This window comes from Paracraurococcus lichenis, from assembly GCF_030657435.1.
Taxonomy (GTDB): domain Bacteria; phylum Pseudomonadota; class Alphaproteobacteria; order Acetobacterales; family Acetobacteraceae; genus Paracraurococcus; species Paracraurococcus lichenis.
The window spans coordinates 89420-111594 of the sequence record NZ_JAUTWS010000010.1; the positions used below are offsets into that span (position 1 = coordinate 89420).

Here is a 22175-nt window from a genome sequence, read left to right on the forward strand (position 1 = left end):
GGAGCATGGCCATGCAGCAGGACGCCCAGGGCAACGCGATCGGTACCGACAGCGCCGAGGCCGCGCGCGCCTTCGACCATGCGGTCGAGGGCTATCTCCGCTACCGCTTCGACGCCCCGCAGCGGCTGAAGGCGCTGCTGGCGACGGACCCGGAATTCGGGATGGCGCGGGTGCTGCAGGCGGCCTTCCTGCTGCTCGGCTACAAACAGGCCACCATCCCCCTGGCGCGGGAGGCGATCGCCGCCGCGGAGCGGCTGACCGCGAAGGGCACGGCCCGGGAGAAGGCGCATGTCGCCGCCCTCTCCGCCTGGGCGGCGAACGAGATGGACCAGGCGCTCGCGGTCTGGGAGCAGATCCTCGCCGACCATCCCCGCGACATCCTGGCCTTCCGGCTGCACCATTTCTGCGCCTTCTGGCTCGGCCGGCCGGAGGCGATGCTGGCGCAGGTGGAGGGCGTGCTGCCGCGCTGGAGCCGCGGCCTGCCGGGCCATGCCAGCATTCTCGCCTGCCGCAGCTTCGCCAACGAGGAATGCGGGAACTACACGGTGGCCGAGGCTGCCGGGCGCGACGCCATCGCGCTCGACCCCGGCGACCTCTGGGCCGCGCATGCCGTCGCGCATGTGCTGGAAATGCAGGGCCGCCGCAGCGAGGGCATCGCCTGGATCGAGGCGCTGGAACCGAACTGGCAGGGCGGCAACAACATCATGCACCACCTCTGGTGGCACCGCGCGATGTACCACCTGGAGCACCGCGACTTCGACGCGGTGCTCGCGCTCTACGACACGCGCTTCCGCAACCTCGACAGCCCGGTGACGCAGGCGCAGCCCGACCTCTACATCGACGTGCAGAACGCCGCCTCCATGCTGTTCCGCCTCTCGCTGCAGGGTGTGCCCGCCGGCGGGCGCTGGGAGGAACTGGCCGACAAGGCGGAGGCGCGGATCGGCGACACGCTCTCGGCCTTCACCCTGCCGCACTGGATGATGGCGCTCTGCGGCGCCGGGCGCTTCGCGGCGGCGGAGCGGCTGCTGGCGGCGCTGCGGGAGGCGGCGCGCGGCAATGCCGGCACCAACCCGCCGCTGATCGCGCGCCATGCCCTGCCGGTCAGCGAGGCGGTGCTGCGGCATGCGCAGGGCGACTTCGCCGGCGCGGTCGCCGTCATGCGGCCGGCGCTGCAGGGGATGTACCGGCTCGGCGGCAGCCACGCGCAGCAGGACGTGCTGGAGCAGTTGTTCCTGCACAGCGCCATGCGGGCGGGGCTGGCCGCGGATGCGCGGATGCTGCTGGAACGCGTCGCGGGCCGGCACGCGGTGCCGCCGGAGCGGCGCGTCGGCTATGCCGAGGCGGCGCGGGCGGTGGCGCACTGACCGGGCCGACCCGGCACTGGCCGGCCCGGGGTCAGGCGGTTGCCTTCCTCGCCCGCTCGCTTTCCGTCTTCAACTGCCCGCAGGCCGCGAGGATGTCCCGCCCGCGCGGCCGGCGGATCGGGCTGGAATAGCCGGCCTCGTTGAGGATGGCGGCGAATTTCGCCGTCTGCTCGTAGGTCGAGGTCTGGTAGGGACTGCCCGGCCAGGGATTGAAGGGGATCAGGTTCACCTTCGCCGGCAGCCCGTGCAGCAGCCGCACCAGCTCGCGCGCCTCGGCCTCGGAGTCGTTGACCCCGCGCAGCATGACGTATTCGAAGGTGATGCGCCGCGCGTTGGAGGCGCCGGGGTAGCGCCGGCAGGCCGCCATCAGCTCGGCAATCGGATACTTGCGGTTCAGCGGCACGATCTCGTCGCGCAGCGCGTCCGTCACCGCATGCAGGGAGACCGCGAGGTTGACGCCGAGCTCCTCGCCGCAGCGGTCCATCATCGGCACGACGCCCGAAGTGCTGAGCGTGATCCGGCGCCGCGAGAGCCCGATGCCCTCATGGTCCATGATGATCTTCAGCGCCTTGGCGGTGTTCTCGTAGTTGTAGAGCGGCTCGCCCATCCCCATCACGACGATGGTGGACAGCAGCCGCGGCTTGTCGTCCTTCGGGCTCGGCCACTCGCCGTAGCTGTCGCGCGCTGCCATGAACTGCCCGACGATCTCGGCGGCGCCGAGGTTGCGCACCAGCTTCTGCGTGCCGGTGTGGCAGAAGCGGCAGGACAGGGTGCAGCCCACCTGGGTCGAGATGCAGACGGCGCCGCGATCCTCCGCCGTGTCGGGGATGTAGACCGTCTCGACCTGCTGCCCGTCGCGGAAGCGGAAGAGGAATTTCCGCGTCTCGTCGCGGCTGGTCTGCACCGTCGCCGCCTCGGGCCGCGAGACGACGAAGCGCTCCGCCAGCTTCGCCCGCAGCGGCCCGGCGATGCTGGTGAACCTGGAAAAATCGGTCTCGCCCTGGTGGTAGATCCAGTGCCAGAGCTGCTTGGCGCGGAAGGGCTTCTCGCCCATCGCCGCCATCTCCTCGGCCAGCTCCTCGCGCGAGAGCCCGACCAGCTCCCGCCGCCCGTCCGCCGTGGTGATCGGCGGCGGGTTGAAGAGCGCGGTCTTGGCGAGGATGCGGTCGCGCTCGGCGACCGTCAGCTCGGCCGCGGCGAGGGGCGGGATGGCGTTCAATGCTTGCCTCCGCCCGCCGCCGGGCATTCCTTGCTGATGGCGTCATAGGCCGCGCCGAAGCCGGCCAGCGGGAAGGTGTCGGTCACCGTCCCCTTGCCGTTGGCGCCCGGGGCGCGCATGACAGCCTCCTTGCCCGTGCGGAAGTAGCGCACCGCCGTCGCCCCGTCGCGCGCCGCCGCGGTCGCGCCGACGGTGTAGAAGTTCAGGTCGTTGGCGCTGACGGTGACATTCGCCTCGGCATTGCGCGGAAAGGTGTAGCCGGCGGAGATCGTCACGGTGTCGCGGGCAGTGTGCCGGTGCGTCACCGTGAGCATCACGCCCTGGCGATTGCCCTCCGCCTTGCTCGGCCGGGTGAAGGCGTAGCAGGTCTTCTGGCCGCCTTCGGTGAAGCTGGCCGCGGTCCAGGACTGGAAGTCGCCGATCTTCTGCGGCCGTGGCTGGGCTGATGCGGCCGCCGGGCCGAGCAGCAGGGCCAGCATCAGCAAGGAACGGATTCGCATGCGCATGGCCGCTAGATACGGGCGCGGCAGGCCGCCAGCAACCGGTCTGGTCGCCCGACCGGGCGCGCCCTATGCACCCCAGCCATGACCGACGCCGCCGACCGCCAGCTCGCCGCCCAGTACGAGGCCTATCCCTACCCCGCCCGCGACCCGCGGGAGGAGGCAAAGCGGCTGATCGTCGGCAGCCCGAGCCACCTGCGCGAGGTGGACCACTGGGTCTTCGCCAGCCGCCGGCCGGCGGGCCGGCCGCTGAACGCCCTGCTGGCCGGCGGCGGGACCGGGGACGGGACCATCATGCTGGCGCAGCAGATGGCCTGGGCCGGGCGGCCCGGCAGCGTCACCTGGCTGGACCGCAGCGGCGCCGCCCGGCGGATCGCCGAGGCGAGGGCCAGGACGCGGGGCCTGGAGAACATCCAGTTCGAGGAAGGCTCGATCCTCGAGCTGCCGGGCTCGGGCCTCGGCCCCTTCGACTACATCGATTGCTGCGGCGTCCTGCACCACCTGCCCGACCCGCTGGAAGGCCTCAAGGCGCTGGTCTCGGTGCTGGCGCCGGGCGGCGGCCTCGGGCTGATGGTCTATGCGCCGCATGGGCGGACCGGGGTCTACATGCTGCAGGACGCGCTGCGGCTGCTCGCCCCGACCGATGAGCCGCCCGCCGCCCGGGTGGACGCCGCGCGGCGGCTCTGGAGGCAGGCGCCCGAGACCGCCTGGCTGCGACGCAATCCCTGGCTGACCGACCACCTCTCGGGCGGCGATGCGGGCCTCTATGACCTGCTGCTGAACCCGCGCGACCAGGCCTTCACCGTCCCGGCGCTGGACGCGCTGGTCCGCGCCGCGGGCCTGCGCATCGCCTGCTGGGTGGAGCCGGTGCGCTACGACCCGGATGCCTACCTCCCCGACCCGAAACTCCGCGCGCGCACCGCGTTGCTGGACCCGGTGCAGCGGGCGGCGCTGGCGGAGGCGGTCACGGGCAACATGGGCATCCACATCGTCTATTGCCTGCGCGCCGATGCGCCCGCGATGGAACCGCCCTGGGACGACCTGGCTTCCGTGCCGGTGCTGCGGGAGATGGACGGGCCGACGCTGGCCAAGGGCCTGCCGAAGGACGGCACGCTGCCGGTCACCTTCGACGGGCTCCGGGTGAACCTGCCGCTGCCGCGCCTCGCCCAGGCGATCCTGCAGCGGGTGGACGGGCGCCGCAGCCTCGGCGCCATCGCGGACGAGCTGGCGGCGGGCGGCGTCTCGCGCGAGCAATTCGCCCGCGACCTGCCGGCGTTGCGGCGGGCGATGGAGGCCATGAACCGCCTGCTGATCGCCGCGCCGGCTTGACCCCCATCCTCATCTTCGGCGCGGCGGTGCGGCCGGACGGCTCGCCGAGCCCCGCGCTGCACCGTCGGGTGGCCGCCGCGGCGCGCTTCGGCAGCACGCGGCCGGATGCCCACTACATCCCGACCGGGGCCAAGGGCCGCCACGGCGAGGCCGAGAGCAGCGTCATGGCCGCGCTCCTGCACTCGTTCGGCGTGGCGCCGGGGGCGATCGAGGAGGAGCCGACCGGGACCGACACGCTCTCCTCCGTCCGCGCCTGCGCCCGGCTGCTGCGGGCGCGCGGCCATGCCGGGCCGGTCTGGGCGGCGACCAGCCGCTTCCACCTGCCGCGCTGCGTGCTGCTGCTGCGGATCGCGGGCCTCGCGGCGCGGCCGGTGCCGATCGGGTGGTCGGATGCCGAGAGCCCGCTGCGCCGCTGGTATTGGCGGCTGCGGGAAGTACCGGCGATCCCCTACGATGCCCTGCTCATGGCCTGGCACCGGGCCCGGGGAGAGGGATAGGCCGCATGCGCTTCAACCACGTCGCCAACCGGCTGGATGCCCGGCATTTCGAGACGGTGGTGGAGATGCTCCGTACCCAGCTCGGCTTCGTCGAGCTGCGGCGGACGGAGCGCGCGATCTGGCTGCGCCAGCCCGGAAGCAACGTGGACCTGCAGTTCAGCCGCAGCGACACGGCGCATCGGGACGAGGACAAGCCGCGCTCGCAGGTCTCCTTCCTCAGCGACACGCCGCGGGAGGCGCTGGAGGCGCTGGCCGCCTGGGCACGCGACCGAGGGCTGGAGGCCGCGGTCGGCGCCTATTCCGACCGCGAGTTCTGGCTCGACCTGCCGGCCACCTTCGTGGACTTCGTCATCGAGGCGATGCGCCCGGAGCTCGCCGATTACGGGATCGAGGCCTGAGCCTCAGGCGACGGCCAGCCAGCTCCTGGCCTCGCCGGCATAGGCGGGGCCGGGATTGCCGCTGACCGTCGTGCGCCACATCACCCGGCGCAGCCTCTCCGCGTCGAACCAGGTGGCGGCGTGGAGGGTGCAGCGGTTGTCCCAGATCACCAGGTCGCCCGGGGTCCATTCGTGGACATAGACGAACTCGGGCCGGGTGACATGCGCCATCAGCTCGTCGAGCAGCGCCGCGCCCTCGCCGGTCGGGCCGGGCTCGAGCCCGAGGAAGGGCCCCTCCAGCCAGTCCATCTGGCCGTATTCGCAGAGGTAGAGCGCAGGCCGGCCGGTCACCGGGTGCAGCCGCACCACCGGCTGGCGCTGCGGCCGCTCATGCGGCCGCAGGGGCCGCGGCGTCTCGCCGGCCAGCACGTCCTGCCGGCGGCGCTTCGCGCTCGAGCCGACATGCAGCCCCTCCAGCCCCTCGATGCGGCGCTTCGTCGCCTCGGGCAGCGCCGCATAGGCCGCGGTCGCGTCGGCGAAGAGCGTCTGGCCCTGGCCCTGCGGCACCGGCTCCACCCCGAGGAAGAGCGAGACGTCGGGCGGCGGGCGGCGGTAGCTCTGGTCGGTGTGCCAGCCGCGGCGGTGCGGGTACTGCACCGGCAGCCTGCCCTCCGCGGTCAGCGGCGGCTCGGGCAGCGGCGGCGGGGCGCGCAGCACCGGCGGGATGTTGGAGACGACGAAAATCTCCGGCACCTCCGGATGCACCATGTTCGGCGCCATCCCGGTCTCGCGGTAGTTCTCCACCTCCGGGCCGAAGAGCCGGCTGAGGCGCAGCAGCAGCTCCGGCCGCTCCGCCATCGCCTGCATGCCCGGCAGCAGCAGCACCCCGCCGCAGGCGGCGAGCGCGCGGGGCAGGTCCTCCGGTGCGCGCTCGGCCGCCGCCACCATCGCCGCCGCGCCCGCCGCGTCCTGCAGGCGGAGGATGCCGCCGAAGCCCGCCCCGGGCAGGGGCCTGACGAGGTCGAAGCCGCCACTCATCCGAATCGTCTCCCGGCCGGCGCCATCACCGGCCGGGAAGCCTATCCAGCGGCGCGCGCCGCGGTCAAACGCCGGCGGCCCTGCGGGTCAGCCCTCGGGCGGCGCCGCCGCGCGGGCCTCGGCCGACCGCCGCGCATCCGCCCGCTCCATCAGGCGGAAGATGTCGGCGAAGGACCGGCCCGCGCCGGCCATGCCGAGCGCGACCATGGGCAGGGGCAGCAGCGGCAGCATGGCCTGCGCGCCGGCGCCCTCGGCCGGCAGCAGCCAGGCGCCGAGGCCGATGGCGAGCACGCTCGCGCTCATCGCCGCCGCGCGGCCGAAGAGCCAGAGCGCGAGGCCGATGGCCGCGACGAGGAGGAAGGGCTCGCCCTCCGGCACCACGGGGATGACGGCGAGCGAGGGGAAGGCGGCCGCCGCGGCGACGAGGCCGGCGGAGGCCGCATGACGGACGGGGACCGCGACGGCGCGGGCCTGTCTGCGCTGCAACGGGATCTGGGACATGCCCGCCCCAACCGGCGCGCGCGGCCGCGGTTCGGGCGCAGGGCGGCATCAACCGTGATGCGGACCATCACCCCTGCGCGGTCAACCCGTTGCGACAGAAGCGGCCGTCACGGCCTGTCCGTTGCCGTCGGCGTGCGGCGCCATGCGGAGGGGCCGGGGCGGCAGGCCGGACAAGGTGGCCGGGGTGCGGGGCGGACCGGCGCCGGCGCGCAGCTTGCCATGCCGCCGGATGGTTCGGCCCTGCCCTGCGTCCGGAACGCCTGCTGCCGCGGCGGCGCCGTTGTGCGCGCGATCGGCGGCCCGGAGGGGCCGCGCCCGGCATCAGCGAAGCTGCGCCTCGTCGCCCGCCAGGTCGTCCGCCGTGGTCAGCGCGGCGCGCTTGAGGGCGCACTCGGGCAGGCTGAAGAGATCGACCGGTTCGCCCTTGGCGGTGCGGCGGAGAGGGCCATGCTCCGCCTCCCACCGGGCAATCAGGCGCAGCACCGCCGGCGGCGGCGGGAAGTCAAGCCCGTCGCGTCGGTAGCCTTGCGCGATGGCATGCGCGACCCGCCACTCGAAGTTGCCAACGAAGTCCGCGTCTGCACCCATCAACGGCACATAGATGCTGTCATCGCGCCGCCGGTGGATGATCTTCTGCTGCACCATGATGCCCTCGATCACATCCACAGCGTTGTGTCGCAGCGGTGCGGCAATGGCTCCCGCGGGGCAGGAAGGATGATAGGGCGCTATTGGAAGCCCAAAGCAAATCCACAAGGCGATCCATGCCAGAGCCAGCGTACCCAGCGCCAAAGTCAAGGCAATGAGCAGCGAGCGTGTGAATAGCCTCACCGGATCGGTCCCCAGGTGGCGCTCCGGAGAGTGAGGGTGCCGTCCGGCGCACGATGCAATGTGGCAGTGACGTCCTGGTCGCGGGAATAGCGCATGCCGAATGGCTTCGCTTGCCCGGCGCTCTCCAGGACGCCACCCCAAAAGCTTCCGGGCTGGCCGGGATTGAAGTCGAAGCTCTCCTCGTCCGACCTGTTGTTGGGACTGTAGAGTCCATGCGTCACGGTGCCGGTGATGGTGACGTCGTCGCCATTTCGTGCAGCGGTGAAGCTGCCGCGGGAGCGGGTGCCGGTCTGGCCGAAGGCGAAGTAGGTGGATGGCCCACTCACGATGGGCGCGCCCTCGTCGGGATTGCTGCCCCAAATGTATCTCCCAACTTCTTCCAGGGAATTGATCGATTTCTCCCACCTATCGTCGAACACGGTTGTGTCGCCATCGCCCAGTTCCGAAGCTGGCTATTGACGCGAGGGGCCGATGTTCTTCCCGGGAAGGTCAGGCTCTCGAAGCGCAGACGATTCGCCTGTTCCGCTGCCGCGAAGGCAGGATGCCGCTCCGCAACGTCGTCGGGGAATTGCGCGGTGCCGCCCTGTACGCTGCGGTACCGGTCCAGGTTCTGATCCGCGGTGTCCCATCCAAGCCAACGAAACTCCGTCCCCACCAGGTCGAAGAACAGGTTGCCCGCGCCGATCAGCAACCGATCCCCGATCGTGGCCGTGCCGGTGCCATCGGCCAGGTCGCTCACGGCGCCACAACCTCAGCAACATGGAGCAGGTCGGTGCGCAGGTTTCGCTCCGTCTCCCCACCTGGCCGGATCATGCCGTTGCAGCGCAGTCCGCGGTCGCGCTGATAGTTCCGAATTGCCGTGTCGAGCGCGCGGTCGATGTATCCATGCGCCATCGCGCTGGCCGGGTAGCGGCCGAGGCAGGCGAGGGCGAGCTTCGCCCAGAGCACGTCCTGCGGATTGTTGAGACAGCCATTGCCGACCTTCTCGGCAATGCGGGGCGGCGGCTCGGCAGGTGGGACGGATACGGACATGCTCCTTCGCAGCGATTTAGGAAAATCACCCCAAATCAAACGAAATAGCAACGTTTTCCTTCCAGTGCCGTACCGTCCCCGGTCCGTCGACGGCAGGACCGTGCCCCCTTGTCGTCAGGCCCGGGTCGTGACGCAGGGCCGGGGACCTTCGGGCGGGGAGATCCAGGTTGCGTCGCTTCGTCGCGGCCCGCGGCGCCCCGCCCTACCGCGCGGCAGTCGCCGCCTCGCCCTCGGCATTGTGGTCGAACTCCGGCACCAGCCGGCCGAGTTGCGCCAACGCCGCGCGCGGATTGCCGCCGCGCGCCGCCGCCGCGATCTCGTCGATCGCCCGCCCGACCAACGCCGGGTCGGCGGTGCGCGGCGTCGCCACCAGCAGCCCCTTGAACTCCGTCGGCCGCGGCGGCTCCTGGCCGTGGAACAGCTCCTCGTAGAGCTTCTCGCCGGGGCGCAGGCCGGTGAAGCGGATCTCCACATCCTCCTCCGGCCGGAGGCCGGCGAGGCGGATCATCCGCCGCGCCAGGTCGACGATCTTCACCGGCTTGCCCATGTCGAGGACGAAGATCCCACCCTCGGCCAGCTCCGGAGGCTGGGCGTGCCCAGGGGCGGAGGAATCCTCGGCGCCGATCACGCTGGCCTGCAGCACCAGCCCCACCGCCTCGCGCACCGTCATGAAGTAGCGGCGCATGTCAGGGTGGGTCACGGTCAGCGGCCCGCCGCGCTCGAGCTGCCGGCGGAACAGCGGCACCACGCTGCCCGTCGAGCCCAGCACATTGCCGAAGCGCACGGTGACGCAGCGCATCCCCCGCCCCGCGACGCGCGCCTGCACGTCCAGCGCCTGGCAGTACATCTCGGCCAGGCGCTTGCTTGCCCCCATCACGCTCGTCGGATTGACGGCCTTGTCGGTGCTGATGAACACCATCGCCAGGCAGCCGACCGCGGCCGCCGCATCGGCCACCACGCGGGTGCCGAGCGCATTGGTCAGCAGCCCTTCCAGCGGGTTGTTCTCGACCATCGGCACGTGCTTCAGCGCCGCGGCGTGGAAGACCAGCTCCGGCCGCAGCTCCTCGAGCAGCCGGCGCATCCGCATCTCGTCGCGGATATCGGCCAGCACGGCGCGGCGCGGCACGTCCGGATGCCGCTCCCGCAACTCGAGGTCGATCTCGTAGAGCGCGAACTCGCCATGGTCGAGCAGCGTCAGCGCCGCGGGCCCGAGCGCCGCCACCTGCCGCGCCAGCTCCCCGCCGATGGTCCCGCCCGCGCCGGTCACCAGCACGCGCCGGCCCTGGATCAGCCGCGCCATGCCCTCCCGGTCCAGCGGCACCTGCGGCCGGTCCAGCAGGTCCTCGATGGCGACGGGGTCGAGCTTCAGCCGGTTGCCTCCCCCTTGGCCCGCCTTCTCCTCCATGGCAGCGATCCGCCGCGCCGCGGGGTCGAGCGAGGTGACGGAGGGCGAGCGCCGCACCGGGATGCCGTGCCGGTCGGCCGCATCCAGCAGCCGCTCCAGCGCCAGGCCCTGCACATGGTGGGTGGTCAGCACGATCAGCGCGGGCAGCCGGCTCTCGCCGGCCATGGTGTCGAGCACCGCGGCGATCTCGTCCGCCGTGCCGAGGATCGGGTGCCCCTGGATGCGTCGGCCGGCCTGGCGGGAGCGCATGGAGAGGATGCCGACCACCCGGAAGGCCGGCTGCCGCTCGGCCGCCAGCGCCCGGATGAAGATGTCCGCCCCGTCGCCGGCGCCGACCAGCAGCACCGGTTGCGGCGCCAGCGTGGTCTCGGGCGAGCGGCGGGCATGGTGCAGGCGCCCCGCGATGCGTGGTGCCCCCAGCAGCAGGCCGAGCGTCAGGGCATGGATGGCCGGGAAGGCCGGATTGGGCGGGATCCAGGCATCCAGCAGGTGCAGCCCGGCCCAGAAGAGCAGCGCCGACCCGACCGCCGCGGCGACGATCCCGAGCAGGTCCGGCAGGCCGGCATAGCGCCAGTATTGCTGCGGCAGCCGCACCGGCAGGCCGGCGGCCAGCAGGGCCAGCATCGCCCCGGGCACCGCGGCCACCCACCAGGCCTCGGAGGGCCAGGTCCCCGGTGCGTCCAGCAGCAGCGCCGCCGGCAAGGCCAGGCAGGCGATGAGCGAGTCCAGCAGGAGGTTCAGCAGGATTCGGTGCGGCGCGCGGCGAGCCATGCGGCGGCTATAGGCCGGTATCGCCGCCGGCGCCACCGGCGGCCGGCAGCGGCGCCAGCCGCCGGTACAGCGCGACCAGCCGCGCCGCCTCCCCCGCCCAGCCGAAGCGGTCCGCCGCGGCGGACCGGCCGGCCTCCCCCAGGGCAGCGCGGCGGGCGGGGTCCCGCAGCCGCTGCACCGCCTCGGCGATCGCCAGCGGGTCGGCGCTGTCCACCAGCTCGCCGCAGCCGGCCTCCCGCACCACCGCCGCCACCTCCTCGGCGAAGGCCGGCGCGATCACCGGCAGCCCGGCCTGCATGGCGTCGAACAGCTTGTGCGGCAGGGCGAGGCGGTGGTTCTCCTCCCCCGGCTGGAACAGCACCAGGGCGATGTCGCCCTCCGCCAGCCGCGCCATGGCCTCGGGGTGCGGCAGCCAGGGGAGGCACTCGATCCGACCGGCGAGGCCAAGGGCGCCGGCGCGGGCGAGGAAATCGGGCTCCGACCCGTCGGTGAAGCGGCCGATGAGGCGCAGCCGGTCCTCCGCCGGCAGCATGGTCAGCGCCTGCAGCAACTGCGGCCAGCCGCGCGCCCGGCCCATCGCGCCGGCATGGACCAGCCGCAGCGGGCCGGGGCCGTGCCGGCGCGGCGCCACCGCGGCCGGCGCGGCGTAGTTGCGCACCGCGACGGTGCGGGCCGGCCCGCCGAAATCCGCCGCGAGCCCGTCCTTCGCCACGACGACCGCATCCGCCGCCCGCCCGGCGAGGCGGCAGAGCAGCCGCAGCCCGGCCCGCGCCAGCGACCGCAGCGGCGCCGGCAGCCTGGCGTCGAGCCGGCTCGGGTAATGCTCGTGCACGTCGATCACCACGCGGGCGCCGCAGCGCCGCCCGGCGAGCAGCGCGGCGAGCCAGGCATCCGGCTCGCTGGCATGGATCACCGCGGCGCCGCTCGCCGCCGCCCGGCGGGTGAGGGCCGGCAGGGCACGCAGCCTGCCGCGCCAGCCGCGCGGGCGGGGGAAGGTCTCGAGGGCGACACCCGCGACCGGCGCCGGCGCTGCCCCGCCCGGGGCCAGGTGCCGCACACGCCAGCCGGCGGCGGCCAGGGCGGCGCCCTCCTTGCGGACGACGCGGATGTCGTCGGGAGGGTGGGCGGCCGACAGGAGCAACACCAGCGGGGCATCCCGGGGCGCTGCCCCGGACCCCGCGAAGGGGGCGAAGCCCCCCTTCGAGACCCCCCTCGAAGCCTGAGCCCGCATCACCCCAGCATCTCGGCCAGATGCGCCGCCATCCGCGCCCCGGCATGGCCGTCCCAGAGCGGGATCGGGCGGGACCGCGGCCAGTCGCCGGCCAGGACCGCCGCCACCACGTCACCCAAACCTCCGGGCGTCACCAGCCGACTCGTGCCATGCGTCAGCGTGACCGGCCGCTCGGTCCCGCGGCGGAGCACGAGGCAGGGCAGGTCGAGCACCGCCGCCTCCTCCGTCACCCCGCCGCTGTCGGTGGCGACCAGTCGCGCCCGCGCCAGCAGGCCGAGGAAGTCGAGATAGGGCAGCGGCGGCAAGGCCCGCACCCCCGGCGGCAGCGCCAGACCATACGCCGCGAGGCGCGCCAGCGCCCGCGGATGCACCGGCCAGGCCAGCGGCAGCCGCGCCGCCGCGCCGGCCAGCCCCGCCAGCAGCGCGCCGAAGGCACCCGCATCGTCCACATTGGCCGCCCGGTGCAGCGTCACCACGCCATAGCCGCCGGGCTCCAACCCCTCCGGCAATGGCCGGGCGCGCGCCGCCGGCAGGCTCCGCAGCAGCGTGTCCACCATCGCATTGCCCACCGCCCGCACCGCGCCGGGCGAATGGCCCTCGGCCAGCAGCCGGGCGGCGCTGCCTGCCTCCGGCGCCCAGAGCAGGGTGGAGACCGCGTCGATGGCGCGCCGGTTGATCTCCTCCGGCATGTCAGTTTCCTCGCCGCGCAGCCCGGCCTCGAGATGCGCGACGGGCAGGCCGAGCTTGCGCGCCGCCAGCGCCGCGGCGAGCGCGCCGTCCACGTCGCCCGCCACCACCACCCAGGCCGGCCGGCGGGCGCGCCAGGCCGCCTCCAGCGCCATCATGCTGCGGCCGGTGGTCTCGGCATGGCTTCGCCCCTGGATGCCGAGGGCAATGTCCGGCGCCGGCAGGCCGAGCGGCGCCAGGTGGTCGCCGAACATGGCGGGATCCGCATGCTGGCCTGTGTGCAGCAGCACGGGACGCAGCGGCAGGCCCGCCCCCGGCAGCGCGTGCCAGAGCGCGGACAGCTTCGGCAGGTTGGGCCGCGCCGCCGCGACCAGGTGCAGTTCGCCCGCGCTCATCCGGAGAGACGACGATGCCCTGGCGGGGTGCCCATGCCCGCCGCCCCCCAGCGGCCGGCACCGGCACCCCACCCCGCCCCCCCTTCCCCTGATCGCGGCAGGCCCGGCCTTCCCGGCAAGAGGCTTGCGGCCGCACCGGGCCGGCGGATCGGCCGGCCGCGCGTCGCCCTCATGCCACTGCCAGGCGCTGCGCCGCCGGGCGCATCCCCGCGGCCTCCACCACCTCGCAGAAGCGCGCCGCCAGCAGCCGACGGTCCCAGCACTGCTCCGCCTGCGCCCGCGCCGCCCGCCCCATCGCGGCCCGCCGCGCCGGATCGGCCGCCAGTGTCGCCAGCGCCGCCGCCAGCGCCTCGGCATCGCCGGGCGGCGTGGCGATGCCGCAGGGCGCCCCACCCTCGCCCGCCAGCAGCCGCGCCGCCGCGCCGCCCAGATTCGCCACCACCGGCAGGCCGGCGGCGAGATAGTCCATCAGCTTGTTAGGCGAGGTCAGCTCGGCGAATTCGGGCACCGGCGCCAGGCACTGCAGGCCGACATCGCTGCCGGCCAGCAGCCCCGCGAGCAGCGGCTTCGGCAGCGGGTCCAGGGAGACCAGGTTCCGCAGCCCGAGCGCCGCGGCCTGCGCCATGATCGCCGGCTTCTCCGCCCCATCCCCCACCAGCAGCAGCGTCACCGGCGCCTCCTCCGCCTGCAGGCGGGAGGCGGCGCGGAGCAGCTCGCCCAGGCCATTGGCCGGCCCATGCGCGCCGGCATAGGTCGCCAGCAGCGTCGGCACTGGCAGCCCCTCCGGCCGCCAGGACCGCACCCCGGGGCCGAAGAGGTCGAGGTCGCAGCCATTCGGCAGCACGGCGACCGCGGCCGCGCCGCGCGCCCGGGCGGTTTCCGCCATGCCCTCCGACAGCGCGATCACCGCCGCCGCGCCGCTGCAGGCGGCATCCGCCAGCGCGCCCATCCCCGCCCAGAGCGGCGGCGATCCCAGGCCCATGGCCCGCGGCAGCTCCGGCCAGGGGTCGCGGATCTCGAAGACGAAGGGGATGCCGCGCAGCCGCCGCGCCGCCAGCGCCGGCAGCGCCACCGTCGGCGGGGTGGAGCTGGCGAGGATCACGTCCCAGGGCTCGCCGAGCGCCAGCGCCGTGGCCCGCACCGCGAAGCGGAGGAAGGCCAGGCCGCGGGCCGCCAGCCCCATGGCATTGCCGCAGGGGATGGCGAACTCCACCACGCGGAAGCCGGCCACCTCGCCCTCCCGCCGGCCGGCCCGGAAGGGGTCCGTGAGGCCGGTGACCGATCCGGCATAGCGGCCGCAGGCCATGGTCACGGCATGGCCGCGCGCCGCCAGCGCCCGCGCCATGGCGAAGCTGCGGGTGCCGGTCGAGCCCTCCGGCGTCGAGAAATGCTGGTGCAGGTAGAGGATGCGCATCAGCGCCCCGCCGCGGCGCGGACCGCCGCCACCACCCGGTCCTGCTGCGCCGCCGTCAGCCCGTTGCCGGAGGGCAGGCAGAGCCCGGCCTCGAACAGCCGTGCGGCGACCGCGCCGCCGGCCCGCGGCGCGTGGCGGAAGGCCGGCTGCAGGTGCAGCGGCTTCCAGACCGGCCGGCTCTCGATCCCCGCCGCTTCCAGCGCCCGGCGCACCGCGTCGCGGTCCGGTGCGCCCGCCCGCGCCTCGAACAGCGCGACGCTGAGCCAGCGATTGCTGCGGCCCCAGCGCGCCTCGGGCATCAGGGAGAGGCCGCAGAGGTCGCCGAGGCCGGCCCGGTAGCGCTCGAAGACCGCGCGGCGCGCGGCGACGCGGCCGGGCAGGGCCGGAAGCTGGGCGAGCCCGACCGCTGCCAGCACGGAGGAGAGCGCATAGGTGAAGCCCGTCGTCTCGTGCTGGTAATGCGCCGCCGGCTCCTTCGCCTGGCTCGCCAGGTGCCGCGCCGCGGCGATGAGCGCGGGGTCCTCCGAGGCCAGCGCGCCCCGCCCGGCATGCCGCCCGTGCTGGGTGGAGCCGAGCGCGGCGGCGCTGTCGCAGAGCACCGGCACCCCCCAGCGCTCGCAGCGCGCGAGGATGGCGGGCAGGTCGCAGCACTGGCCGAAGAGGTCGACCGGCACCACCGCGCGCGGCAGCCGGCCGCGGCGGGCGGCCCGCGTCAGTTCGCGCTCGAGCAGGTCGGGGTCGAGGGTCCAGCTCTCCGGCGCGACGTCGAGGAAGCGCGGCACGGCGCCCATCTGCACCGCCGGGGCGATGGTCGCGACGAAGGTCAGGGTGCTGGTCCAGACCTCGTCCCCCGGCATCACGCCGAGCAGGCGGTAGCCGAGATGCAGGGCGGCGGTGCCGGAGGCGGTGGCGAGGACATGCGGGAAGCCGGTCGCCGCGGCGACGGCCTGCTCGAAGGCCGCCGGCACCGGGCCGGCCGGGGCGACCCAGCCGCTCGCCAAGGTCGCCTCCAGCGCCGCGAGTTCCTGCCCGGTCAGTTCCGGCGGGGAGAGGAGGATGCGCTCGCCGGCCTCATCCGCCGCCGGCTCCGGGCGGGGCGGGCGCGGGAAGGGCAGGACCGGACCCGGTCGCGGCGCGGCCTTGCCGAGCGGCATGGCAGGACTCCGGCTTGTTCCGCCCTAGCAAATGGCGGATCGGCCGGAGACTGCAACCATTTTTCGATACGATATACAAACTGACAACGCTAATCGGTTGAAAGGGGCGCGGCGCCCCCTTCCGCCTCGGGCCGGTCAGGCGGTGCCGACCTGGCCCTGCTGCTCGCCCCGGCGGGACTGCCAGAGGGCGACGAAGTCGATCGGCGTCAGCATGACGGGCGGGAAGCCGCCGTCGCGGGTGACATCGGCCAGGATGTTGCGCGCGAAGGGGAAGAGCAGGCGCGGGCACTCGACCAGCAGCACCGGCTCCAGCACCTCGGCGTCCACGCTGACGGTGAAAATGCCGCAATAGACCAGCTCGGCGATGAAGCAGGTCTGCTCCTGCGCCTTGGCATCGGCGCGGATCTGCAGCGAGACCTCGTAGACGTTCTGGCCCTCCTGGATCGGCCGGGCCTGGACGTCGAGCTGCAGGTCGACGCGCGGCTGCTCCCGCAGGGTGGCGAAGATCTCGGGGGCGCCCGGGACCTCGAAGGAGAGGTCCTTGGTGTACTGCATGTTCAGCACGAGCGGACCCTGCGGGGCCTGCGGGAGGGAGGAGCTGTCGGACATGGGCGTGTTCCGCTGGAAAGTGCGGCGGGGCTAGCACGCGACAGCGGCGCGGGGAACGGGTCGGGCCCCGGGCGCCCGCATCGCCGGGGCCGGGGGCGCCGCCGCCGCGGCAGGGAAAGCCAGGCGCGGCCTTGGACCCTGGGCGGGCCGGTTCAGGCTTTCGCGCCTCGCGCCGCTCCGGTCATCGGCATGCCCAATATGTTGGGCGAGCCGATTCAGACCTCCAGGCCGTCCGGCCCTTCGGTCATCGGCGCGCCTCAGGGCTTGGCCGGCGCCTGGTAGAGCCGCCAGACGATCTCCCGCGGCGCCGGCCCCGTCGGGTCGCAGCGCCGCCACTCGCCGTTCATCACCCGCTCACCGGTCATCGCCAGGATGAACCCCCAATGCGAGACCACCAGCGTGTCGCGCCAGTCCGGCAGCGCGGCCATCTCGGCACGGAACAGCGCGGCCCGGGCCTCCACCTGGTGGTCCGGCTCCTCGATCACCGGCCACCACACCTCTTCGAGGTGGGCGAGGTCGAGCTCCGGCCAGGCCAGGGCAAGCTGGGTGCGTGGCGAGCCGATGTCGCAGGAGAAGGCGTAGCGCTCCCGCACCGTCGGTATCACATGGACGGGGATGCCGAGGCGGCGGGCGACCGGCGCCGCGGTCTGCAGCGCCCGGGTATAGGGGGAGGCGATGATGCGCCGCAGCCCCTCCCCGGCCAGGGCCTCGGCCGCCGCCTCGGCCTGCTGCCGGCCGAGCTCGGTCAGCGGCGGGTCGGGGATGCCGGGGTCCTTCTTGGTCGCGGTGAAATGCAGGTTGAACTCGCTCTGGCCGTGTCGCAGCAGGATCATCGCGGCGCGGTTCCCTCCGGGGCGGAAGCGCGTTAGCGGGGGCGGAAGAGGGCGGCAAGCCCGGGCCGGAGGCCCCGCCCGGCATTGCGGCGGGCCCGCCGCGACCTTAGATAGGTGAAAAGGAGTTCATAATGACGGGCGGTTTTCCGGTCGATCTGATCCTGTTTGCCATGGTCGCGGCCTTCCTGGTCCTGCGCCTGCGGAGCGTGCTCGGCCGCCGCACCGGCTTCGAGCGCCCGCCGGCGCCGGAGCCGCGCGCGGCCGGCTTCGACCCGCGCGGCCGCACCATCGACGGCGCGGCCGAGGAAGTGCGCCCCGCCCCCGCCCGCAACGGCACCCGCCGCGTGCTGCCCGACCCGCGCACGCCGCCGGGCCAGGCGCTCGGCCGGATCGCCGCGGCGGACCGCAGCTTCGACCCGGAGCGCTTCCTCGACGGCGCCGAGGGCGCCTTCCGCATGATCGTCGGTGCCTTCGCCGCCGGCGACCGGCAGACGCTGCGCGCCCTGCTGGCCGATGCCCCCTATGCCGGCTTCGAGCAGGCGATCACCGCCCGCGAGCAGGCCGGCGAGCAGCAGCGGACCGAGATCCGCGCCGTGCAGGAACTGGCGATCGAGCGGGCAGACCTGCGCGGCAATACCGCCGAGGTCGTGGTCCGCTTCGTGACCGACCAGGTGAACATGACCACCGGCCGCGACGGCGAGGTGGTGACCGGCAGCGACGCGATCACCGAGCTGACGGATATCTGGACCTTCCAGCGCGACGTCACCGCCGCCGACCCGACCTGGCGGCTGACCGACACCACCCACGCCTGAGCGGGGTGGCGAGGATGCGGAGGCGCCGTCCGGCATGGCGGCGCCTTTGCCATGTCTGGTGGCATGTCTCGGCCCTGCTGCTGGCCGTCCCCGCCGCGGCGCAGGAAGTCGCAGCGCCCGCGCCCGGCAGCGTCGCCGATTTGCCGGGCTGGGCGGAGGAGGATGCTGCCGCCGCCCTCGCCCCCTTCCTCGGCACCTGCCGGGCGCTGGCGGCGCGCGATCCGGCGGCGCCGCTGGGCGGGGCCGGCACCCTGGCCGGACGCGCCGGGCGGGCCGCCGATTGGGCGCTCACCTGCGCCGAGGCGGCGGCGCTGCCGCCGGGGGCCGAACGGGCCTTCCTCGAGCGCCGCTTCGCGCCGGTCCCCCTCGGGACCGGGCTGCTGACCGGCTACTACGAACCCGTGCTGTCCGGCCGGCTCGCGCCCGATGCGGCGCATCCGGTGCCGCTGCGCGGCTCGCCGCCGCCCCCGCCCGAGGGCGCGCGGCTGCCCGACCGCGCCGCCATCGAGGCCGGGGCGCTGGACGGGCTCGCCCCGACCCTCGCCTATGTCGATCCGGTCGAGGCCTTCTTCCTGCAGATCCAGGGCTCCGGCCGGGTGGTCCTGCCGGATGGCGGGCTGCTGCGGCTGCTCTATGCCGGCAAGAACGGGCATCCCTATCGCGCCATCGGCCGGGTGCTGATCGAGCGCGGCGAGATCCCGCGCGAGGCCATGTCGATGCAGGCGATCCGCGCCTGGCTGGCCGCCGCGCCGCCGGACCGGGCCGCGGCGCTGCTGCGGGAGAACCCGAGCTATGTCTTCTTCCGCCGCGACGAGGCGCTGCGGCCGGACGAGGGGCCGCCCGGGACGCTCGGCGTGCCGCTGGCGCCGGGACGGTCGCTGGCCGTCGATCCGGCGCAGGTGCCGCTCGGTGCGCCGGTCTGGATCGTAACGCGCGACCCGCTGGACGGCCGCCCGATCCGGCAGCTGGTGCATGCGCAGGACACCGGCGGCGCGATCCGCGGCCCGGCACGGGGCGACCTGTTCTGGGGCTGGGGCGAGGCGGCGGCCGAGCGCGCCGGGCCGATGCGCGAGCCGGTGGAGATGACGGTGCTGCTGCCGCTGCCCGCGCCCTGAGCCCCCGCGCCATGCGCCGGACCGCCCCCTGCCGGGCGCGCGCCGCAGGCAACCCCCGTCGCCGCGGCCGGTTCTTCGCGCATGACCCAGACCGACAAGACGTCTTCCCGCCGCCAGGTCGTCGGCGGCACCGGCCTCGCCGTCGCGGCCGCGGCCACCGGGCCGGCCCTGGCCCAGGGCACCGCAGCGGGCGCCGCGCCGGCGGCCACCCGGCAGGGGGCGGCGGTGCTGCAGAACCCCGACAGCAAGTACCCGAAGCCGCCCTTCAAGCGGCAGGAGCAGCCCTGGCCCGGCCTCGCCGGCCAGATGGACCCGAAGCCCGACCATGGCGAGCACAGCTATCGCGGCTCCAACCGCCTCGCCGGCCGCCGCGCGCTGGTCACCGGCGGCGATTCCGGCATGGGCCGCGCCGCCGCCATCGCCTTCGCGCGGGAAGGCGCCGACGTCGCCATCAACTACTTCCCGACGGAGGAGCCGGATGCGCGCGAGGTGGTCGCGCTGATCCAGGAGGCCGGCCGGAAGGCCGTGGCCATCCCCGGCGACCTGCGCGACCCCGGCTTCTGCCGCAGCCTGGTGGAGCGGACGGTGCGCGAGCTCGGCGGGCTCGACATCCTGGTCAGCAACGCCGCGCGGCAGCAGACCCGCGCCTCGATCCTCGATGTCTCGGACGAGGATTTCGACGCGACGATGAAGACCAACATCTACGCGCCCTTCTGGATCATCAAGGCGGCGCTGCCGCACCTGCCGCCGGGTTCGGCGATCATCGGCACGACCTCCGAGCAGGCCTATGATCCCTCGCCCGAACTCTACGACTACGCGCAGACCAAGGCGGCGACGATGAACTACGTGAAGTCGCTGGCGAAGCAGCTCGCGCCCAAGGGCATCCGGGTGAACGGCGTGGCGCCGGGGCCGATCTGGACGCCGCTGCAGGTCTCGGGCGGCGCGACGATGGAGAAGCTGGAGAAGTTCGGCGGCCAGACGCCGATGGGCCGGCCGGGCCAGCCGGCCGAGCTCGCCTCGATCTATGTCCAGCTCGCCGCGGCCGATGCCAGCTACGCGACGGGCCAGGTCTATGGCGCGGCCGGCGGCAGCGGCCAGCCCTGAACCGCCGGGGCGGGGCGGCCCGCCCCGCCTCCCCCGCGGGCCGCGCTTCGTTCCGGCCCGCCATGCTGTTCGCGCGCTTCCAGGCCCCCGCGGGCGAGCCTAGATTGCCGGCATGCTCCAGACCCGGCCGCGCGTCGCGCTCTTCGTCACCTGCCTCGTCGACCTCTACCGGCCGAATGTCGGCTTCTCCGCCATCCGGCTGCTCGAGGATGCGGGGTGCCTGGTGGAGGTGCCGGAGACCCAGACCTGCTGCGGCCAGCCGGCCTACAACAGCGGCGACCGCGCCACCGCCCGCGACCTGGCGCGGCCGGTCATCGACGCCTTCCTGCCCTATGACTACACGGTCGTCCCCAGCGGCTCCTGCGGCGGGATGATCGGGCACCACTATGCCGGCCTGTTCGAGGACGACCCGGAATACCGCGGCAAGGCCGAGGCGCTGGCCGCGAAGACGCACGAGCTGGTCTCCTTCCTCGTGGACGTGCTCGGCGTCGAGAAGGTCGCCGCGCGGTACGACGGCACCGTCACCTACCACGATTCCTGCTCGGGCCTCCGCGAGCTCGGCGTCAAGCAGCAGCCGCGGCGGCTGCTCGGCACGGTGCAGGGGCTGACCCTGAAGGAGCTGCCGGATGCCGAGATCTGCTGCGGCTTCGGCGGCACCTTCTGCGTGAAGTACCCGGACATCTCGACCCGCATGGTCTCCGACAAGGCGGCCAATATCGCTGCGACCGGCGCCGACACGCTGCTCGCCGGCGACCTGGGCTGCCTGCTGAACATGGCGGGACGGCTGAAGCGGGAGGGCTCGGCCGTGAAGGTGCGGCACGTGGCCGAGGTGCTGGCCGGCCGCACCGGCGAGGCGCCAGCCATCGGTGACGCGACATGAGCGCTGCCCTCGAGACCGCCGCCGCCGACCCGCTGCTCGAGCAGGTCTCGGCGCAAGGCTTCGCCCTGCTCCGCAGCGCCGAGATGACCGCGCGCCTCGGCCTTGCGCCCGCCGCGCTCGACGGTTTCGCCGCGAGCTGGGAGCGGTTGGAGGTCGACAAATTCATGGCCGATGGCGGCCGCTACCGGCGCCGCCGCCACGCGAACTTCACCGCCCGCGCCGGCATCCCCGGCCATCTCCGCGGCCCGCACCGGCCGCATTTCCAGGCGGTGGTGCACAACAGCCTCAATGGCGGGGTGGAGCGCTGGTTCGGCCCGATGGAGGATGCCGTCGCCGACAGCGCGCCGATGCAGGCGCTGCTCGACCTCGGCCGCGGCGTCGCCGATGCGCGGAGCCCCGGCGCCGACTGGTTCGTCGAGGTACACCAGTTCCGCATCGAGGCCGCGGCCGGCGCGCCCGGCTTCCCGACGCCCGAGGGCGTGCACCATGACGGCGTGGATTATGTCCTGATCGGCATGATGGCGCGCACCAACCTGCTGGGTGGCGAGACGCTGATCACCGACGACGAGGACCGCGAGCTGGCGCGCTTCACCCTGCTCGACCGGTTGGACACCGCCTTCGTCGACGATATCAGGGTGAAGCACGGGGTAACGCCGGTGGGGCCGGCGGATCCGGCCCTCCCCTCCTGCCGCGACGTGCTGGTCATCACCTGGAAGCGGGGCGGCCCGCCGGGCTGAGGCCCGGCGCTCAGCGCGTCCCGGCGCGGCCCGGCTGGTTGCCGCTGCCGACGCCCCCGGCGCCGCCCGGGGCGGTCGGGACCGGCACGCCACCGCCCGAGGCGGTGCCGCCGGCCGAGCCGGTGGGCGAGGCGGCGGAAGGGGCGAGCGGCTCGCCGGGCAGGCCGGGACGGTTCGCGGGCGACATCTCGCAGGCCGCGATCAGCAGGAGCGCGGCGGCGATGAGGGCGGGCTGCAGGGTCATGCGGCTGCAACGACCCGGCTGCGTCGCGGTTCCGGGCGACACCCCGGCTCGACCGCTCCGGCGATTCCGCTAGCCTTGGCGGCCTACCGCAAGGACCGC

The 22175-nt window shown here is 74.2% G+C and carries 25 protein-coding genes; 9 read left to right on the forward strand and 16 right to left on the reverse strand.

What is annotated here, in order from left to right; genetic code table 11:
• Positions 1–11 precede the first annotated feature (11 nt).
• Positions 12–1364 carry a tetratricopeptide repeat protein gene (locus Q7A36_RS12555; protein ID WP_305104040.1) on the forward strand — a complete coding sequence of 451 codons (1353 nt, stop codon included), beginning with the start codon at positions 12–14 and terminating at the stop codon, positions 1362–1364.
• A 31-nt stretch (positions 1365–1395) separates the two neighbouring features.
• On the opposite strand, the gene rlmN is transcribed toward Q7A36_RS12555, so the two are convergent.
• Both rlmN and Q7A36_RS12565 read right to left on the reverse strand, forming a co-directional pair.
• A complete protein-coding gene (rlmN, locus tag Q7A36_RS12560; RefSeq protein WP_305104041.1) occupies positions 1396–2583 on the reverse strand; it encodes a 23S rRNA (adenine(2503)-C(2))-methyltransferase RlmN in 1188 nt (395 codons plus the stop codon).
• On the reverse strand, positions 2580–3083 hold the full coding sequence (locus Q7A36_RS12565) for an invasion associated locus B family protein (RefSeq protein WP_305104042.1): 504 nt from the start codon (positions 3081–3083) through the stop codon (positions 2580–2582). The genes rlmN and Q7A36_RS12565 overlap by 4 nt, the downstream gene beginning before the upstream one ends.
• Before the next feature lie 84 nt (positions 3084–3167).
• Between Q7A36_RS12565 and Q7A36_RS12570 the strand changes: the two genes are divergently transcribed.
• The 3 genes from Q7A36_RS12570 to Q7A36_RS12580 are packed head-to-tail and all read left to right on the forward strand — an operon-like array spanning position 3168 to position 5307.
• Positions 3168–4412: a methyltransferase gene (locus Q7A36_RS12570; protein ID WP_305104043.1), complete on the forward strand. Its 1245-nt coding sequence runs from the start codon at positions 3168–3170 to the stop codon at positions 4410–4412.
• Positions 4409–4909, forward strand: coding sequence for a YdcF family protein (locus tag Q7A36_RS12575; protein ID WP_305104044.1), 501 nt, complete (start codon positions 4409–4411; stop codon positions 4907–4909). The genes Q7A36_RS12570 and Q7A36_RS12575 overlap by 4 nt, the downstream gene beginning before the upstream one ends.
• Positions 4910–4914: 5 nt before the next feature.
• Entirely contained in the window at positions 4915–5307 is a 393-nt protein-coding gene (locus Q7A36_RS12580) for a hypothetical protein (protein WP_305104045.1), read from the forward strand.
• 3 nt (positions 5308–5310) lie between these two features.
• Here Q7A36_RS12580 and Q7A36_RS12585 read toward each other — a convergent pair whose 3' ends face one another.
• From Q7A36_RS12585 to Q7A36_RS12645, 13 genes are all read right to left on the reverse strand, one after another.
• Positions 5311–6324, reverse strand: a complete 1014-nt coding sequence (locus Q7A36_RS12585) for a TauD/TfdA dioxygenase family protein (protein ID WP_305104046.1) — start codon at positions 6322–6324, stop codon at positions 5311–5313.
• An 87-nt stretch (positions 6325–6411) separates the two neighbouring features.
• Positions 6412–6825 carry a hypothetical protein gene (locus Q7A36_RS12590; RefSeq protein ID WP_305104047.1) on the reverse strand — a complete coding sequence of 138 codons (414 nt, stop codon included), beginning with the start codon at positions 6823–6825 and terminating at the stop codon, positions 6412–6414.
• Between the two features lie 321 nt (positions 6826–7146).
• Positions 7147–7491, reverse strand: coding sequence for a hypothetical protein (locus tag Q7A36_RS12595; RefSeq protein ID WP_305104048.1), 345 nt, complete (start codon positions 7489–7491; stop codon positions 7147–7149).
• Positions 7492–7649: 158 nt separating this feature from the next.
• The gene (locus Q7A36_RS12600; RefSeq protein WP_305104049.1) at positions 7650–7979 is read right to left on the reverse strand and encodes a hypothetical protein; all 330 of its coding nucleotides are present in this window, start codon (positions 7977–7979) and stop codon (positions 7650–7652) included.
• Positions 7976–8392 (reverse strand): hypothetical protein, encoded by a 417-nt coding sequence (locus Q7A36_RS12605; RefSeq protein WP_305104050.1) that lies wholly within the window; start codon positions 8390–8392, stop codon positions 7976–7978. The genes Q7A36_RS12600 and Q7A36_RS12605 overlap by 4 nt, the downstream gene beginning before the upstream one ends.
• The gene (locus Q7A36_RS12610; protein WP_305104051.1) at positions 8389–8685 is read right to left on the reverse strand and encodes a peptidoglycan-binding domain-containing protein; all 297 of its coding nucleotides are present in this window, start codon (positions 8683–8685) and stop codon (positions 8389–8391) included. Before Q7A36_RS12610 ends, Q7A36_RS12605 begins: the two co-directional genes overlap by 4 nt.
• A 202-nt stretch (positions 8686–8887) precedes the next feature.
• A complete protein-coding gene (locus Q7A36_RS12615; RefSeq protein WP_305104052.1) occupies positions 8888–10861 on the reverse strand; it encodes a polysaccharide biosynthesis protein in 1974 nt (657 codons plus the stop codon).
• 7 nt (positions 10862–10868) lie between these two features.
• On the reverse strand, positions 10869–12005 hold the full coding sequence (locus Q7A36_RS12620; RefSeq protein WP_305104053.1) for a glycosyltransferase: 1137 nt from the start codon (positions 12003–12005) through the stop codon (positions 10869–10871).
• 86 nt (positions 12006–12091) lie between these two features.
• On the reverse strand, positions 12092–13174 hold the full coding sequence (locus Q7A36_RS12625; protein WP_305104054.1) for a UDP-N-acetyl glucosamine 2-epimerase: 1083 nt from the start codon (positions 13172–13174) through the stop codon (positions 12092–12094).
• Positions 13175–13343: 169 nt separating this feature from the next.
• Positions 13344–14588, reverse strand: coding sequence for a glycosyltransferase family 4 protein (locus Q7A36_RS12630; RefSeq protein WP_305104055.1), 1245 nt, complete (start codon positions 14586–14588; stop codon positions 13344–13346).
• On the reverse strand, positions 14588–15742 hold the full coding sequence (locus Q7A36_RS12635; protein WP_305104056.1) for a DegT/DnrJ/EryC1/StrS family aminotransferase: 1155 nt from the start codon (positions 15740–15742) through the stop codon (positions 14588–14590). The genes Q7A36_RS12630 and Q7A36_RS12635 overlap by 1 nt, the downstream gene beginning before the upstream one ends.
• Positions 15743–15877: 135 nt before the next feature.
• Positions 15878–16351, reverse strand: coding sequence for a protein-export chaperone SecB (gene secB / locus Q7A36_RS12640; protein WP_305104057.1), 474 nt, complete (start codon positions 16349–16351; stop codon positions 15878–15880).
• Positions 16352–16608: 257 nt separating this feature from the next.
• On the reverse strand, positions 16609–17184 hold the full coding sequence (locus tag Q7A36_RS12645; RefSeq protein WP_305104058.1) for a histidine phosphatase family protein: 576 nt from the start codon (positions 17182–17184) through the stop codon (positions 16609–16611).
• A gap of 131 nt (positions 17185–17315) precedes the next feature.
• On the opposite strand from Q7A36_RS12645, the gene Q7A36_RS12650 reads away from it, so the two are divergent.
• The 5 genes from Q7A36_RS12650 (at position 17316) to Q7A36_RS12670 (ending at position 21832) form a co-directional block, all read left to right on the forward strand.
• On the forward strand, positions 17316–17996 hold the full coding sequence (locus Q7A36_RS12650) for a Tim44/TimA family putative adaptor protein (protein WP_305104059.1): 681 nt from the start codon (positions 17316–17318) through the stop codon (positions 17994–17996).
• A gap of 14 nt (positions 17997–18010) precedes the next feature.
• The gene (mltA, locus tag Q7A36_RS12655) at positions 18011–19111 is read left to right on the forward strand and encodes a murein transglycosylase A (RefSeq protein ID WP_305104060.1); all 1101 of its coding nucleotides are present in this window, start codon (positions 18011–18013) and stop codon (positions 19109–19111) included.
• A gap of 81 nt (positions 19112–19192) precedes the next feature.
• On the forward strand, positions 19193–20215 hold the full coding sequence (locus Q7A36_RS12660) for an SDR family oxidoreductase (RefSeq protein WP_305104061.1): 1023 nt from the start codon (positions 19193–19195) through the stop codon (positions 20213–20215).
• 112 nt (positions 20216–20327) lie between these two features.
• Positions 20328–21095 (forward strand): (Fe-S)-binding protein, encoded by a 768-nt coding sequence (locus tag Q7A36_RS12665; RefSeq protein WP_305104062.1) that lies wholly within the window; start codon positions 20328–20330, stop codon positions 21093–21095.
• Positions 21092–21832 (forward strand): 2OG-Fe dioxygenase family protein, encoded by a 741-nt coding sequence (locus Q7A36_RS12670; RefSeq protein ID WP_305104063.1) that lies wholly within the window; start codon positions 21092–21094, stop codon positions 21830–21832. Before Q7A36_RS12665 ends, Q7A36_RS12670 begins: the two co-directional genes overlap by 4 nt.
• A gap of 10 nt (positions 21833–21842) precedes the next feature.
• On the opposite strand, the gene Q7A36_RS12675 is transcribed toward Q7A36_RS12670, so the two are convergent.
• Positions 21843–22076, reverse strand: coding sequence for a hypothetical protein (locus Q7A36_RS12675; RefSeq protein ID WP_305104064.1), 234 nt, complete (start codon positions 22074–22076; stop codon positions 21843–21845).
• Positions 22077–22175: the final 99 nt, after the last annotated feature.

Coding starts and splice junctions, on each gene's coding strand:
- Q7A36_RS12555 (WP_305104040.1), top strand. CDS start 12: ATGCAGCAGGACGCCCAGGGCAACGCGATCGGTACCGACAGCGCCGAG.
- Q7A36_RS12565 (WP_305104042.1), bottom strand. CDS start 3,083: ATGCGAATCCGTTCCTTGCTGATGCTGGCCCTGCTGCTCGGCCCGGCG.
- Q7A36_RS12570 (WP_305104043.1), top strand. CDS start 3,168: ATGACCGACGCCGCCGACCGCCAGCTCGCCGCCCAGTACGAGGCCTAT.
- Q7A36_RS12580 (WP_305104045.1), top strand. CDS start 4,915: ATGCGCTTCAACCACGTCGCCAACCGGCTGGATGCCCGGCATTTCGAG.
- Q7A36_RS12585 (WP_305104046.1), bottom strand. CDS start 6,324: ATGAGTGGCGGCTTCGACCTCGTCAGGCCCCTGCCCGGGGCGGGCTTC.
- Q7A36_RS12590 (WP_305104047.1), bottom strand. CDS start 6,825: ATGTCCCAGATCCCGTTGCAGCGCAGACAGGCCCGCGCCGTCGCGGTC.
- Q7A36_RS12610 (WP_305104051.1), bottom strand. CDS start 8,685: ATGTCCGTATCCGTCCCACCTGCCGAGCCGCCGCCCCGCATTGCCGAG.
- Q7A36_RS12615 (WP_305104052.1), bottom strand. CDS start 10,861: ATGGCTCGCCGCGCGCCGCACCGAATCCTGCTGAACCTCCTGCTGGAC.
- Q7A36_RS12625 (WP_305104054.1), bottom strand. CDS start 13,174: ATGAGCGCGGGCGAACTGCACCTGGTCGCGGCGGCGCGGCCCAACCTG.
- Q7A36_RS12630 (WP_305104055.1), bottom strand. CDS start 14,588: ATGCGCATCCTCTACCTGCACCAGCATTTCTCGACGCCGGAGGGCTCG.
- Q7A36_RS12635 (WP_305104056.1), bottom strand. CDS start 15,742: ATGCCGCTCGGCAAGGCCGCGCCGCGACCGGGTCCGGTCCTGCCCTTC.
- secB (WP_305104057.1), bottom strand. CDS start 16,351: ATGTCCGACAGCTCCTCCCTCCCGCAGGCCCCGCAGGGTCCGCTCGTG.
- Q7A36_RS12645 (WP_305104058.1), bottom strand. CDS start 17,184: ATGATCCTGCTGCGACACGGCCAGAGCGAGTTCAACCTGCATTTCACC.
- Q7A36_RS12650 (WP_305104059.1), top strand. CDS start 17,316: ATGACGGGCGGTTTTCCGGTCGATCTGATCCTGTTTGCCATGGTCGCG.
- mltA (WP_305104060.1), top strand. CDS start 18,011: ATGCGGAGGCGCCGTCCGGCATGGCGGCGCCTTTGCCATGTCTGGTGG.
- Q7A36_RS12660 (WP_305104061.1), top strand. CDS start 19,193: ATGACCCAGACCGACAAGACGTCTTCCCGCCGCCAGGTCGTCGGCGGC.
- Q7A36_RS12665 (WP_305104062.1), top strand. CDS start 20,328: ATGCTCCAGACCCGGCCGCGCGTCGCGCTCTTCGTCACCTGCCTCGTC.
- Q7A36_RS12670 (WP_305104063.1), top strand. CDS start 21,092: ATGAGCGCTGCCCTCGAGACCGCCGCCGCCGACCCGCTGCTCGAGCAG.
- Q7A36_RS12675 (WP_305104064.1), bottom strand. CDS start 22,076: ATGACCCTGCAGCCCGCCCTCATCGCCGCCGCGCTCCTGCTGATCGCG.